This window comes from Morganella sp. B601 (genome assembly GCF_051172335.1).
Taxonomy (GTDB): Bacteria; Pseudomonadota; Gammaproteobacteria; order Enterobacterales; family Enterobacteriaceae; genus Morganella; species Morganella morganii.
Genome location: NZ_JBPIZE010000002.1, coordinates 568,266 through 581,703, shown reverse-complemented (window position 1 = coordinate 581,703; position 13,438 = coordinate 568,266). Strand labels below are relative to the sequence as shown.

Genomic DNA, 13,438 nt, shown 5'->3' with positions numbered 1-13,438 from the left:
TATGTTGTTATAGTGTGTTGGCTAAATCGCATACAGTTATGCAGATGCTAAAACTGTAAAGGATGCGTTATAGATTAACAGGAGTTTTCTGCAGTACTTATAATTAATCTGTATTATTTATAGCTATATTGTAGATCACAGTGGTTGATTTAGCCTGAATCGTCATTAAACGGATGTTTTTCTATAGCAGGTGGTTATATAAAACGGATTATTTATAGCCTGGCCGATATCTGAGCCAGTATCAGTTCCCGGACATGATCCCACCAGACCTCCCAGTGAGCAGGCAGATAGAACGAGGCCACCAGTACAATCAGCGCCACACTGCGTTCCGCCCGTTTATTGGCTTTGCTGCCCAGCAGCGGAATGCAGAAACGCCAGCGTACCGGCCATAACAGCGGGATCCCGGCGGTCGTCAGCATATCCCCGGCCAGGTGGCTGAGATACCCGACAATCACTGCTTGATAAAAATCCGCCGGAACAGACCAGCTGACCGGCAGTTGTGTGCGGAACAGAATAACGCCGGTCAGAATAGCCAGCAGACTGTGGGTGAAACCCCGGTGGCCGCACAGGCGGGAGATTGGCACGGAAATAAAGCGGACCCACTGCCCCAGCATGGATTTAGGATGATCGATATCCGGCAGCAGTGCACCGGCGAGTGCGCCGGGGATCAGGTGCAGCCAGTCCCCCTGACTGATATCAGGCGAAATCTGAAGCTGATGAACCATCACTACAGAAGCGACAGAGAAAAGCAGGTGACCCTCAGCTGTCATGATACCGGGTAAATACTCAGGTGTTTATTTATACAGTGTTACAGTATAAAGTCTTTTATGACTCCCGGCCAGAGGGTAAGAAAGAAAAAGGCTTATTTATTAATGAATAACTCCGGAATATTTCACTAACGGAGCAGGGCGGGATATTTCCCGCCATAAAAATAATCAGCGGATCATCGCCGCAGTCAGTTCGCTGAGCGATGACAGGCGGTAATCTGCCAGTGACCAGCGCGGGTCGGCGGCCATTTCAGCGGACGGAACCACAATGGAGCGCATGCGGGCGGCTTTACAGGCAATCATACCGTTAACCGAATCTTCCAGCGCCACGCATTGCACCGGCGGAACACCCAGCGCTTCAGCGGCATTCAGATAAACCTGCGGATGCGGCTTGCTGTAAGACAGATCACCGGCAGACACCACCGCATCAAAATAATGGCGGATGTTAAACATCTCCAGCACAGATTCCAGCATATAGAGCGGCGAGGCGGAGGCCAGAGCAATTTTCAGTCCCTGTGACTGACACAGGGACAGCGCATGTTCCACACCGGGCAGAAGCGGACGCTCTTTTTCCACCATGGCAATCGTGGAATCAATAATCCGCTGAATGACCTCTTCTTTGGAGGGAGTCTGCCACGGCGAAACGTGATACCACAGCTCCACGACCTGGTCGATACGCAGACCCAGCAAATCGGGCAACTTATCCCGCAATGACATATCCAGGCCGATGCTGCTGAAAACCTGATTTTCGCTCTGAAGCCAGAACGGCTCGGAGTCAATCAGTAAACCATCCATATCAAAAACAGCGGCCTGTACCGGTAAGGTGTGGGACATAGTGTATGCTCCTGAGATCCTGCAATGAATTAAAACATTCCCTGATTGTAACAAGCCGGGACAGAGAGTTCATTAAGTGACTTAATAATTTACGGGGTAAAAAAGTCCGGAATAATGATAATGATCTTCTCCTGATTTCTGCGCTATGATTACAGGGAAAAAATCAAATGAGGAAAGCGCATGACGCTGCAACAGGCACGCTGGGTTGCTGTATTTAAACGGGTGGCAGGCTGGGTGGTTTTTATTCCGGCCCTGATCTCAACCATTGTTTCGTTACTGAAACTGGCTCATCAGCAGAGTACCGGCAGTGATAAAATTAATGCCGTTATCGGGGATTTTATCAATGTGGTGACGGAAATGATCCGTGTGAATACACCGTTCCTGAACACATTCTGGAATAACTCTCCTGTACCGGATAAATTACTCGGTTTTGAAGGTCATAATCTGAGTTTCTTACTGATTTATATCCTGATGTTTGTGGGGCTGGCGCTGAGTGCATCCGGTATCCGTATGTCCCGGCAGGTAAAATTTATCCGCGAGAATATTGAAGATCAGGCCATTATTGAAAATGCCAGAGAGAGCGGAAAAACACCGGCGGATTTAATCGCCAAAATACGTATTCCGAATCACACTATTTTCCGGCAAATTTTTGTGCTGTATGTGCTGCCGGTATTTATCGGCGCGATTGCGTGGTTCTTAATTAAGTTTCTTAACTGGTAAGCAGAACAGCCTGAATGAAAAATACCCCGCAGAGTCTCTGACGGGGTATTTTTTGTCTGTAAGACAGGGATTAACCGGCGAGAATATCGTCAATAATCGTCTGTGCACTCTGATAATAACGATCACCAAATAAATGGCTGCGGTGAAGCTGATAATAGAGCTGATAGAGCGGCTGGCGCTCTAAGAAACCACTTTCCAGCGGCCAGACCTGCTGATAGCCGTCGAGGATTTGCATCGGCAGCTCAGGGAAAAAAGAGAGCATCGCCAGATCACACTCGCGATCACCCCAGTAACACGCCGGGTCAAACGCGACTGTTCCGCCGTCAGCCACCGCCGCACAGTTTGACGGCCACAGATCACCGTGGAGCAGGGATGGCTGCGGCTGGTGGTCAGACAGCTTTTGCTGTACACGCCGGATAATGCTGTCAATATCGCCGAAGATGATACCTTTTTCTTTCGCCAGCTGTAACTGCCAGCCGATGCGTTTTTCAGCAAAGAAAGAAGCCCATTTTTTATCCCAGGCATTCGGCTGGGGATTGGTGCCCAGCAGGTTATCTTCATCGAAACCGTAACGGGGCTGTTCATGCCACTGGTGCAGACGCGCCAGCTGCTGCCCGAACATATAGGCGGAATGGGAATCAAAAGGCTTCAGCGGCAGATATTCCATAATCAGGAAGCTGAACTCTTTTGTCGACCCGACACCATAAACGGCGGGGGTTGTCAGTGTACGGCTGCGGCTGAGAGCATCAAGCTGCTCCGCCTCGGTTTTGAATACCTGCAACATGTCACGCCGGTTATATTTGATAAAAACCGGATGATCGCCGTAACGGGCACTCCGGGAACGGTGGATTTCACCGCCATCGAGTTGTTTCTTGTCAGAGAACGAGTGTTCGCCGAAATGTTCACTGAGTATACGTCCTGCTGCCTGCCACATGAGCCACCTCACTAAGCCGTCTATCAGTCAGTCTATCTTACCGCCGGAAAATAAAAGAAAAAAGCGGACATCTCACACAAATTATACAGTAAGAGCAGGGAAATACAGAAAAGGACAAAAACGGATGGCTGTTTCGGAAGAGTCCGGAAGCGGGGGATATCCCGGTAACAGAATATCCCCTGTGATGCAGAAGGTCAGGCAACCTGTCTGCGGCGTTTCAGGGCAGATAACCGCAGCTGGTTATAAATCAGTGCCAGCACAAAATAGAGTGCCTGCACAAGAACAATACAGGCACCGGTGGCGCCGTCGATATGGAAGCTGACGACAGTGCCGGTATAGCTGGAGCTGACAGAGACCAGAATCGCCACCAGGATCATTTTGCCGAAGCTGCGGCACAGCAGGAAGGCGATGATACCCGGAGAAATAAGCATGGCGATCACCAGAATAATCCCGACCGCCTGGAGAGAGGCGACGATGGTCAGTGCCAGCAGTGATAACAGCCCGTAGTGCAGCATGCGGACCGGCAGTCCGATAACCCGTGCCTGGTTGGGATCAAAGCAGTACAGCATGAAATCCTTGTATTTCACCATCAGTACCACCATGGTCAGCCCCGCGATGATCAGGGTCTGACGCAGTTCTGCCTGCGTGATCCCGAGGATGTTACCAAACAGAATGTGTGTCAGGTGTTGTTCGGTATCAATACGGGTGAACAGCACCAGGCCGAGGGCAAACATACCGGAGAACACAATCCCCATCACGGTATCTTCTTTGATCCGGCTGTGTTCTTTCAGGTAACCGGTGGCAAAAGCACAGAAAAGCCCTGATATAAACGCACCGATAATCAGCGGAATGCCCATCACAAAGGCCAGCACAATACCCGGCAATACCGCATGGGAAATGGCATCCCCCATCAGCGACCAGCCTTTGAGCACCAGAAAGCAGGAGAGAACGGCACAGACCGCGCCGGTCAGAATAGCAGCAAACATAGCCCGCTGCATAAACGGAAAGGCAAACGGGTCAATAAACAGAGAGGTCAGAAAATCACTCATGAGTTTGCCTCCTGACGCAGTTTTGCTGATTCACGGCGGGCACGGCGGCGGGCTGAGAGCATGCCGTGTTTTGGTGCGAAGAAGAAGGCAATCAGGAAAACAATAGTCTGTAAGGTCACAATCATGCCGCCGGTCGCGCCGTTCAGGAAATAACTGATGTAGGCGCCGGCACTGCTGGTGACAGCCCCTAATACAACCGCGATAACCAGAAGTTTTTTAAACTGATCAGTTAACAGATAGGCGGTGGCTCCCGGGGTAATTACCATCGCAATCACCAGAATCGCCCCGACTGTCTGGAGTGCCGCGACAGTACAGGCACTGAGCAGGGTAAAGAAAATAATTTTCAGTGCCAGCGGGTTCAGGCCGATTGAGCGGGCATGGGTTTCATCAAAGAAAACCACCAGCAGATCTTTCCAGATGAACATCAGCACGAGGAAAGAAACAGCAATAATAATTTCCACCTGCAGCATGTCTTCATCGGCAATCCCGAGGATATTCCCCATAATAATGGTCTGTACATTCACAGAGGTCGGGTTCAGGGAAACGATCAGCAGACCGGCGGCAAAGAAGGTGGAAAATATAAACCCGATCACCGCATCTTCCCGCAGGCGGGTCAGATGCCGGACAAAGGTCATGGAAAGGGCAGCGAGCATCCCGGTGAAGAACGCACCGACAGAGTAGGGGAAACCGAGAGCGTAAGCCCCCGCCACACCGGGAACCACAGAGTGGGAGAGAGCATCTCCCATCAGTGACCAGCCCTTGAGCATCAGGTAAGCGGACAGAAAGGCACACACCGCGCCCACAATACCGCTCACCCAGATGGCTTTTACCATATAGTTGTATTCAAACGGCTGGAGTAACAGCTCTGTCATGGCTGCTCTTCCTTACTGCCGGTTTTCACCGTCAGATTGTCCTGATGGCCGTAGAAGACAGCGGCGCGTTCATCATCTGTAATAACAGTCAGTGAACGCGGGTCATCGTCGTCATGCAGATCCGGTCCGGACAGATTGATATGACGCAGCACACCACCGAAGGTTTTTTCCAGATTTTTCTGGGTAAACGTGGTGGCGGTCGGGCCGCTGTCGAGCACCGTACGGTTTATCAGAATCACATGGTCACAGAATTCCGGCACACTGCCGAGGTTATGGGTGGAGACCAGTACCAGATGCCCCTCTTCGCGCAGTGAGCGCAGTAAATCGATAATGGCATTCTCTGTTTTGACATCCACACCGGTAAAAGGCTCATCCAGCAGCAATACTTTACCGTTTTGTGCCAGCGCGCGGGCCAGAAACACGCGCTTTTTCTGACCGCCGGAAAGCTCGCCTATCTGACGGTGACCCAGCCCGGTAAGGCCGACACGTTCCAGTGCATCGGCGACAGCTTTTTTGTCCTCTTTACCGGGAATGCGCAGAAACCCCATTTTTCCGTAGCGGCCCATCATCACCACATCAGAGACCAGAACCGGAAAGTTCCAGTCCACTTCTTCTGTCTGCGGGACATAGGCAATGACATTCTTTTTCAGCGCGGCACGCACCGGTTCATCATTCAGTGTCACCCGGCCCTGTGTCGGTGTGACCAGCCCCATAATAGTTTTAAACAGGGTGGATTTACCGCTGCCGTTAATACCGACGAGGGCGCAGATAGAGCCGCCCTCTATGCTGAAACTGGCATCAAAAATCGCGGTATGGCCGTTGTTATAAGTGACAGTGGCGTTATCGACAACCAGCTGTGGTTTGCTGAATTGATCACTCATTGATGAAATCCTTTGGCGATAGTATCTACAGTGGTATTGAGCAGATCAATATAGGTCGGAACAGGGCCGTCAGCGGCAGACAGGGAGTCCACATACAGTACGCCGCCGTATTCTGCACCGGTTTCTTTGGCGACCTGTTTAGCCGGTTTGTCGGAAATGGTGCTTTCGCTGAATACAACCGGAATTTTATATTCGCGGACGGTATCAATCATGTGGCGGACCTGTTGCGGGGTACCTTGCTCTTCTGCGTTAATCGGCCACAGATACACTTCCTGAAAACCATAATCATTGGCCAGATAACTGAATGCGCCTTCACTGGTCGCCAGCCAGCGCTGATTTTCCGGGATATTGGCCAGACGGGCACGGAGCGGGGCATCAAGTGCTTTTATTTTCGCGGCATACTCAGCTGCGTTTTTATTGTAGGTTTCCGCATTCGCCGGGTCATGTTTTACCAGCGCAGCCCGGATATTTTCGATGTACATCAGGGCGTTGGTCGGGGACATCCAGGCATGTGGGTTCGGGTTACCGTTATAGGCGCCGCCGCGGATGGAATTAGGGGTAATACCTTCGGTAATGACAACCGCCGGGACATCCTGTAAATTTTCAAAGAAGCGCTCAAACCAGCGTTCCAGGTTCAGGCCGTTCCACAGGATGAGATCCGCATCCTGCGCCCGCATAATGTCTTTCGGGGTTGGCTGGTAGTCATGGATTTCGGCCCCGGGTTTGGTGATGGATTCCACAACAGCGGCATCACCGGCCACATTCTGCGCCATATCCTGAATAATGGTGAAGGTGGTTACGACCTTAAATTTTTTCTCCGCTGCAGCGGCATATCCGCTGACCGCGCACAGGGTAAGCAGCAGCACAGCATGGCGGAATATCTGTGTCAGGGACGGAAGGGAAAACACATTTTGTTTTTTGTTCATTTTATAAGCCTGCCTGGTTAAAGTGTGACAATCACTAAGGATATCGTTATTGATAATGATTATCAATATCATTTAGTATTGTCAAGCACTTCCGTAATATCTTTATAACATTCAGTACGATCGATTCACACTATGCTATGAATCACATAAAATGTAAAAGTTAAGTAAACTCCTTTTGGTTTATGTGTGTTTTCAGTATTCTTAGCTTCGTCAGAATGCCGGATAAAGGGTAACAGAGTGAAAAAAACCGTTAGTGTGATTGCTTTAGCATTATTGTTGGCGGGCTGCTCAGGAAGCAGCAAACAGTCCCGTACCGGTTCCGGCGGCTGGATAACGCCGCCATCGTCCGGCATCGGTGATTATTCCGCCTATCCGGTAAAGGGCAGTGGTGTCTATCCGGCCACTCCGTTTGATCAGTTTATCCGCCAGGCATCCAACCGTTATGAAGTTGATGAAACACTGATCCGCGCCATTATTGAGGTGGAATCCTCTTACCGGCCGGACGTGATCAGCAAATCCAACGCGGTGGGTCTGATGCAGATTAAAGCCTCAACCGCCGGGCGCGATGCCTATCGTGTGAAAGGCCGCAACGGCGAACCGAGCACCCGTGAACTGCTGGATCCGCAAACCAATATCGACATCGGTACCACCTATATCCGGATTATCCGTGACCAGCATCTGGCCGGCATTACCGACCCGCAAACCCTCAATTACGCAACGATTGTCTCTTATGTTAACGGCGCCGGTGCATTACTGCGTACGTTTGATAACAACCGGTCACTGGCGATTGAAAAAATTAACGCGCTGTCAGCCGATGAATTTTATGAGCATGTGCAGAGCAAACACCCTGCATCACAGGCTCCCCGTTATCTGTGGAAAGTGAAAAACGCGTACCGCGCGCTGGCGATGGCCGACTGACTCTCTGATTTTCCCTTCCTGAACTCTTTCTCCGTTGCAGATACTGCGCCGCAGTGTGGATCTGCAGCGGACATTGTCCCGCAGAATTTCCCGCTGCAAAAAATCCGTCTGATATTTCGGTATGACGCGTCCGTCTTCTGTGTATAAAAAGCATACGACCGGCATCATTAATAGTGAAGAAAAGAATGAGGGAGTATGAGGAATTGCGTGTTGTGCGGAAAAAATGAAAAAAAAAGCCCTGATTCAGGATCAGGGCAAGAGAAATACCAAAAGTTCACTTATCTCTACTACGGACGGAGTATAACGGACAACATTTTACAATTGGTGAATTAACAATGATAAATTGTATCAATGTTTTACCTGGTAGTTTTGTGGTGTGAATAATTGAGAGCTGTGATTGTTACAAAGCGGTCGTCCCCGGAGGAAAGTCCCGCTATAATGCGGGACTTTCTCTGTACTGATAATTAAAATTGCCGGGTATGATGACAACACGTATGTTACGGATTTTTATTGCGACAGCCGGACTTTTTCTGTTTCTGTCGGTTCTGCATTTAAGTTTTGGTTATGAATATAAGTTTATTTATGTTCTCAGTGCGGCGGCGCTGTTTACATTCTGTTTGTCATTCAGCCGGGTGCTGTATGTTCTGCTGCTGACAATATATTTACTTTTGGGCCTTATTTACGGGGCGGTAGGGATTAATTACGGTTATCCTGATGTGAATGCGGTTGGTTCACTGATGTATACGGATAACGGGGAATCACTGGAATATATTGCCGGACTTCCGTTCAAAACCTATCTGTATCTTGCCGGACTGCTGGTATCCGCAGGCTGTGCGCTGCTGATGAAGCCGCCGAAAAAACGCCATCAGCGAATTGTATTGTTTACCGTCTTTTTTATTACCGCATTCTGGTCATCCTCAAAAGATTATATTCAGGGAAAATCTGAAGGATTTGTCTCGGTATTTAAGTCCGGTTTACCGGAAATCCGTTTTTTCCGTGACAGTTATGAAAGCTATGTGCAAATCCGCAAAGATAATCTGCGTTATGCCAAGGTTATTGAAACCAGTGATCACTGGGATCCGCAAGTCACAGAGACCGGTTATGACACCTATATTCTTGTCATCGGTGAAAGTGTCCGCAAAGATTTTATGCATGCATTCGGTTTTGAATTACACCCGAATACACCGTGGATGAGCAGCCGCAACGGCCTGTTTTTCGATAACTATATTTCTGCGTCCGGTTCCACCACGCTCTCCCTGACAAATGCACTTGCTGCCCGTGAAGGGAATGTGACAAACCTGAGTAATAATCTTATCGCACTGGCAAATAAAGCCGGTTTTCATACGTACTGGATTTCAAATCAGCATATGAAAGGCATTTATGATTCTCCGGTGGGGATTATGGGGAAAAAAGCGGGTTTTTATCATTTTCTCGCCCCGAACCGTTCAGATAAAGGCGGGCCGGATGAAATGCTGCTGCCGTTTGTCCGCGATGCGCTGGCAGAGAAGAACGGTAAAAAACTGATTGTGGTGCATTTAATCGGTTCTCATCCGCAACCCTGCGGAAGATTGACTGAAAATTTCGATAAATTTATCGGTTCCCGTAATATTTCCTGCTATATCAAAAGTATTGAGAATACCGATAAATTACTGTCCGATATTGCCGCGATGGCAGGGCAGGAGCATCAGCGCTGGACAATGGCTTACTTCTCTGACCACGGTCTGCTGTTTACGGATAAGGGCACAGAGAATACCAATCTGACACACGGCGACAGCATGAAACAAAATTTTCAGGTGCCGTTTTTTATTACTGCATTTGATGCACAGTCACAAAACCGCATAACACATTTCCGCAGCGGATTATCGATGCTGCCTCTGCTGAGTCAGTGGATGGGCATTAAAGAGGCCAAACTGGATAATCATTGTGACTGGTTGCGGGATACCGAATGTGCCGGCCAAAAGAGTGTGGTGAATTTTAAAAATGAACTGAAATCATTTGATTCATTACCTGAAGATAATCTGGTTCTTCCCTGAAAACGGCCTGCGGCGGATTCTGACAGTACAAAAAAATGATTTAAAATCCGCCGCAGGCACTGTTTTAAAAAGGAAATGTTCATAATTTCTGCATTCTTTGTGACATGGCACACTTTTTCAGATACCTGGTCACATAAATCTATTAATCCTTATTTGCTGTGCTAGTATGGATTTTGAGTTCCGGCAAGGGCGCCCGGCAGATTATGATCCGCAGGTGTGACCCGGCTTGCAATGTACGCAAGAAATTGCCGGTAACGTACTGAAAATCAAATAAATGAGATTTCTATATGTGATCTTACGTATGGGTCACCACTGTAGATAAGGATTTAAAAATGCCTGTAATTACTCTTCCTGACGGCAGTCAGCGCCAGTTTAACCATCCTGTTTCTGTCCTTGATGTTGCGAATGATATCGGTGCCGGTCTGGCGAAAGCCTGTATCGCGGGTCGTGTCAACGGTACGCTGGTCGATGCCTGCGACATGATTGAACACGATGCAAATTTAGCCATTATCACCGCTAAAGACGAGGAAGGACTGGAAATTATCCGTCACTCCTGTGCTCACCTGTTAGGTCATGCCATCAAACAGTTATGGCCGAACACCCGCATGGCGATTGGTCCGGTAATCGATAACGGTTTCTATTATGACGTTGATCTTGATGAGTCACTGACCCAGGAAGACCTCGAGAAACTCGAACAGCGGATGATGGAACTCGCCAAAAAAGATTATGACGTCGTTAAAAAACGCGTCACATGGGGCGAGGCCCGCGAGACGTTTGTTTCCCGCGGCGAAGATTACAAGGTTGAAATTCTGGACGAAAATATCGGTCAGGATGAGCATCCTGCGCTGTATTTCCATGAAGAATATGTCGATATGTGCCGTGGTCCGCACGTACCGAATATGCGCTTCTGCCATAACTTCAAATTACAGAAAGTGGCCGGTGCCTACTGGCGCGGCGACAGCGAAAACAAAATGCTGCAGCGTATTTACGGCACAGCGTGGGGCGATAAGAAGCAGTTAGCCGCTTATCTGCAGCGCCTGGAAGAAGCCGCAAAACGTGACCACCGTAAAATCGGTAAGCAGCTTGACCTGTATCATATGCAGGAAGAAGCGCCGGGTATGGCGTTCTGGCATAACGACGGCTGGACAATTTTCCGTGAGCTGGAAGTGTTCGTCCGTGTGAAACTGAAAGAGTACGATTACCAGGAAGTGAAAGGTCCGTTTATGATGGACCGCGTTCTGTGGGAAAAAACAGGACACTGGGAAAACTACAAAGAGCACATGTTCACAACCTCTTCCGAGAACCGTGAATACTGCATTAAGCCGATGAACTGTCCGGGTCATATTCAGATCTTCAACCAGGGTCTGCGTTCTTACCGTGATCTGCCGCTGCGTATGGCGGAGTTCGGCAGCTGCCACCGTAACGAATCTTCCGGTGCACTGCACGGCCTGATGCGTGTCCGCGGCTTTACTCAGGATGATGCGCACATCTTCTGTACAGAAGAGCAGGTAATGGACGAAGTCAGTTCCTGTATCCGCATGGTCTATGACATGTACTCCACTTTCGGCTTTAAAAAGATTGTGGTTAAACTGTCCACCCGTCCGGAAAAACGCATCGGTTCTGATGTCCAGTGGGACAAAGCCGAAGCTGACCTGGCAAGTGCACTGAAAGAAAACAACATCGAATTCGAATATCTGCCGGGCGAAGGTGCCTTCTACGGGCCGAAAATTGAATTTACTTTGTATGATTGTTTGGATCGTGCATGGCAATGTGGTACAGTGCAGCTCGATTTCTCTCTGCCGGCTCGTCTGGGGGCAACTTATGTTGCCGAAAACAATGAACGCGTGACCCCGGTGATGATTCACCGCGCGATCTTAGGCTCGATGGAGCGCTTCATTGGTATCCTGACTGAAGAAACTGCCGGTTTCTTCCCGACATGGTTAGCGCCTAACCAGGTAGTGGTGATGAACATCACTGATTCTCAGGCCGATTATGTCCAGAAAGTCGTCAAAGAACTGCAGGATGCCGGAATTCGTGCAAAAGCAGACTTGAGAAATGAGAAGATTGGCTTTAAAATTCGCGAACACACGCTACGTCGTGTTCCGTATATGCTGGTCTGCGGTGATAAAGAGATGGAAACAGGCGAAGTGTCTGTTCGTACCCGCCGCGGCAACGATCTTGGCAGCATAAACGTGAGCGAATTTAAAGACGCACTGCTTGAAGAAATTCGCAGTCGCAGACTTGAAGAACAACCGGAGGAATAAGGTATTAAAGGCGGAAAAAGAATTCAAACAGCACGTCCGAACCGTATCAATACGGAAATCCGTGTCAATGAAGTTCGTTTAACTGGTCTTGAAGGCGAGCAGCTTGGTGTTGTCAGCCTGAGAGAAGCTCTTGAGAAAGCCGAGGAAGCCGGGGTTGATTTAGTTGAAATCAGCCCTAATGCCGAACCGCCCGTTTGCCGTATCATGGATTACGGCAAATTCCTCTACGAGAAAAGCAAATCGGCTAAAGAGCAGAAGAAGAAACAAAAAGTTATTCAGGTTAAGGAAATCAAATTCCGTCCTGGCACAGATGAAGGCGACTATCAGGTCAAACTACGCAACCTGGTTCGTTTTCTTGAAGATGGCGATAAAGCCAAAATCACACTGCGGTTCCGTGGTCGTGAAATGGCGCACCAGCAGATTGGTATTGAAGTGCTTAACCGCATCAAAGACGATCTGAGTGAATTAGCTTCCGTCGAATCCTTCCCGTCGAAGATCGAAGGTCGCCAGATGATCATGGTGCTCGCTCCTAAGAAGAAATAGTCCGGCAATCCAAGTAATAAATGCCGGGGGCAACCCCGGCTTTTATTCGCCGGATTAATTCGTTGTTTAACAATGCGAAGTGGAAATAAAAATGCCAAAGATTAAAACTGTACGTGGTGCAGCTAAGCGTTTCAAAAAAACCGCTAAAGGTGGTTTCAAGCGTAAGCATGCTAACCTCCGTCATATCCTGACTAAAAAATCAACTAAGCGTAAACGTCATTTACGTCCGAAAGGTATGGTCTCCAAAGGGGATCTGGGTTTAGTTGTCGCTTGCCTGCCATACGCATAAGCAAGTTTTTAGCAAAGTTTACGACTTTAGGAGATTAGTATGGCTCGTGTAAAACGTGGTGTCATTGCTCGCGCACGTCACAAAAAAATTCTGAAACAAGCGAAAGGTTACTACGGTGCCCGTTCGCGCGTTTATCGTGTTGCCTTCCAGGCAGTAATCAAAGCTGGCCAGTATGCTTACCGTGACCGTCGTCAGCGTAAGCGTCAGTTCCGTCAGCTGTGGATTGCACGTATCAACGCAGCAGCTCGTCAGAATGGTCTGTCTTACAGCCGTTTCATCAACGGTCTGAAAAAGGCATCCATCGAAATCGATCGTAAGATCTTAGCCGATATCGCTGTATTCGATAAAGCCGCATTTACTGCGCTGGTCGAAAAAGCAAAAGGCGCTCTGGCGTAATTGTTCAGACAA

General features: G+C 49.0%; 14 protein-coding genes. 7 read left to right on the top strand and 7 right to left on the bottom strand.

Annotation, left to right across the window (positions count from 1 at the left end):
- Nucleotides 1–212: 212 nt before the first annotated feature.
- On the bottom strand, nt 213–770 hold the full coding sequence (locus tag ACSBQN_RS07485) for a metal-dependent hydrolase (RefSeq protein WP_024473278.1): 558 nt from the start codon (nt 768–770) through the stop codon (nt 213–215).
- Between the two features lie 165 nt (nt 771–935).
- Nucleotides 936–1,601, bottom strand: coding sequence for a hexitol phosphatase HxpB (hxpB, locus tag ACSBQN_RS07480; protein ID WP_354633269.1), 666 nt, complete (start codon nt 1,599–1,601; stop codon nt 936–938).
- A gap of 180 nt (nt 1,602–1,781) precedes the next feature.
- Between hxpB and ACSBQN_RS07475 the strand changes: the two genes are divergently transcribed.
- The gene (locus tag ACSBQN_RS07475) at nt 1,782–2,321 is read left to right on the top strand and encodes a YniB family protein (protein WP_004235338.1); all 540 of its coding nucleotides are present in this window, start codon (nt 1,782–1,784) and stop codon (nt 2,319–2,321) included.
- Nucleotides 2,322–2,391: 70 nt separating this feature from the next.
- On the opposite strand, the gene ACSBQN_RS07470 is transcribed toward ACSBQN_RS07475, so the two are convergent.
- From ACSBQN_RS07470 to ACSBQN_RS07450, 5 genes are all read right to left on the bottom strand, one after another.
- Entirely contained in the window at nt 2,392–3,255 is an 864-nt protein-coding gene (locus tag ACSBQN_RS07470) for a fructosamine kinase family protein (RefSeq protein WP_004235340.1), read from the bottom strand.
- Between the two features lie 194 nt (nt 3,256–3,449).
- Nucleotides 3,450–4,304 (bottom strand): metal ABC transporter permease, encoded by an 855-nt coding sequence (locus ACSBQN_RS07465; RefSeq protein WP_354633270.1) that lies wholly within the window; start codon nt 4,302–4,304, stop codon nt 3,450–3,452.
- The gene (locus ACSBQN_RS07460; protein ID WP_004239973.1) at nt 4,301–5,176 is read right to left on the bottom strand and encodes a metal ABC transporter permease; all 876 of its coding nucleotides are present in this window, start codon (nt 5,174–5,176) and stop codon (nt 4,301–4,303) included. The genes ACSBQN_RS07465 and ACSBQN_RS07460 overlap by 4 nt, the downstream gene beginning before the upstream one ends.
- Nucleotides 5,173–6,057 carry a manganese/iron ABC transporter ATP-binding protein gene (locus ACSBQN_RS07455; protein ID WP_024473275.1) on the bottom strand — a complete coding sequence of 295 codons (885 nt, stop codon included), beginning with the start codon at nt 6,055–6,057 and terminating at the stop codon, nt 5,173–5,175. Before ACSBQN_RS07455 ends, ACSBQN_RS07460 begins: the two co-directional genes overlap by 4 nt.
- Nucleotides 6,054–6,983 (bottom strand): metal ABC transporter substrate-binding protein, encoded by a 930-nt coding sequence (locus ACSBQN_RS07450; protein WP_354633271.1) that lies wholly within the window; start codon nt 6,981–6,983, stop codon nt 6,054–6,056. Before ACSBQN_RS07450 ends, ACSBQN_RS07455 begins: the two co-directional genes overlap by 4 nt.
- Nucleotides 6,984–7,220: 237 nt before the next feature.
- Between ACSBQN_RS07450 and ACSBQN_RS07445 the strand changes: the two genes are divergently transcribed.
- The 6 genes from ACSBQN_RS07445 (at nt 7,221) to rplT (ending at nt 13,426) form a co-directional block, all read left to right on the top strand.
- The gene (locus ACSBQN_RS07445; protein ID WP_024473273.1) at nt 7,221–7,901 is read left to right on the top strand and encodes a transglycosylase SLT domain-containing protein; all 681 of its coding nucleotides are present in this window, start codon (nt 7,221–7,223) and stop codon (nt 7,899–7,901) included.
- Nucleotides 7,902–8,380: 479 nt separating this feature from the next.
- Nucleotides 8,381–9,934, top strand: a complete 1,554-nt coding sequence (locus ACSBQN_RS07440) for a phosphoethanolamine transferase (protein WP_434991639.1) — start codon at nt 8,381–8,383, stop codon at nt 9,932–9,934.
- Nucleotides 9,935–10,266: 332 nt separating this feature from the next.
- Entirely contained in the window at nt 10,267–12,198 is a 1,932-nt protein-coding gene (gene thrS, locus ACSBQN_RS07435; protein WP_004235354.1) for a threonine--tRNA ligase, read from the top strand.
- Nucleotides 12,199–12,201: 3 nt separating this feature from the next.
- Nucleotides 12,202–12,741 (top strand): translation initiation factor IF-3, encoded by a 540-nt coding sequence (gene infC / locus ACSBQN_RS07430; protein WP_071592720.1) that lies wholly within the window; start codon nt 12,202–12,204, stop codon nt 12,739–12,741.
- Between the two features lie 91 nt (nt 12,742–12,832).
- Entirely contained in the window at nt 12,833–13,030 is a 198-nt protein-coding gene (gene rpmI / locus ACSBQN_RS07425) for a 50S ribosomal protein L35 (RefSeq protein ID WP_004235358.1), read from the top strand.
- Nucleotides 13,031–13,069: 39 nt separating this feature from the next.
- Nucleotides 13,070–13,426: a 50S ribosomal protein L20 gene (gene rplT, locus ACSBQN_RS07420; protein WP_004235362.1), complete on the top strand. Its 357-nt coding sequence runs from the start codon at nt 13,070–13,072 to the stop codon at nt 13,424–13,426.
- Nucleotides 13,427–13,438 lie beyond the last annotated feature (12 nt).

Bases quoted from the DNA above. Each gene is read 5' to 3' on its own strand.
- rpmI (WP_004235358.1), top strand. From the start codon at position 12,833: ATGCCAAAGATTAAAACTGTACGTGGTGCAGCTAAGCGTTTCAAAAAA.
- ACSBQN_RS07455 (WP_024473275.1), bottom strand. From the start codon at position 6,057: ATGAGTGATCAATTCAGCAAACCACAGCTGGTTGTCGATAACGCCACT.
- ACSBQN_RS07440 (WP_434991639.1), top strand. From the start codon at position 8,381: ATGATGACAACACGTATGTTACGGATTTTTATTGCGACAGCCGGACTT.
- thrS (WP_004235354.1), top strand. From the start codon at position 10,267: ATGCCTGTAATTACTCTTCCTGACGGCAGTCAGCGCCAGTTTAACCAT.
- ACSBQN_RS07450 (WP_354633271.1), bottom strand. From the start codon at position 6,983: ATGAACAAAAAACAAAATGTGTTTTCCCTTCCGTCCCTGACACAGATA.
- rplT (WP_004235362.1), top strand. From the start codon at position 13,070: ATGGCTCGTGTAAAACGTGGTGTCATTGCTCGCGCACGTCACAAAAAA.
- hxpB (WP_354633269.1), bottom strand. From the start codon at position 1,601: ATGTCCCACACCTTACCGGTACAGGCCGCTGTTTTTGATATGGATGGT.
- ACSBQN_RS07465 (WP_354633270.1), bottom strand. From the start codon at position 4,304: ATGAGTGATTTTCTGACCTCTCTGTTTATTGACCCGTTTGCCTTTCCG.
- ACSBQN_RS07460 (WP_004239973.1), bottom strand. From the start codon at position 5,176: ATGACAGAGCTGTTACTCCAGCCGTTTGAATACAACTATATGGTAAAA.
- ACSBQN_RS07485 (WP_024473278.1), bottom strand. From the start codon at position 770: ATGACAGCTGAGGGTCACCTGCTTTTCTCTGTCGCTTCTGTAGTGATG.
- ACSBQN_RS07475 (WP_004235338.1), top strand. From the start codon at position 1,782: ATGACGCTGCAACAGGCACGCTGGGTTGCTGTATTTAAACGGGTGGCA.
- ACSBQN_RS07470 (WP_004235340.1), bottom strand. From the start codon at position 3,255: ATGTGGCAGGCAGCAGGACGTATACTCAGTGAACATTTCGGCGAACAC.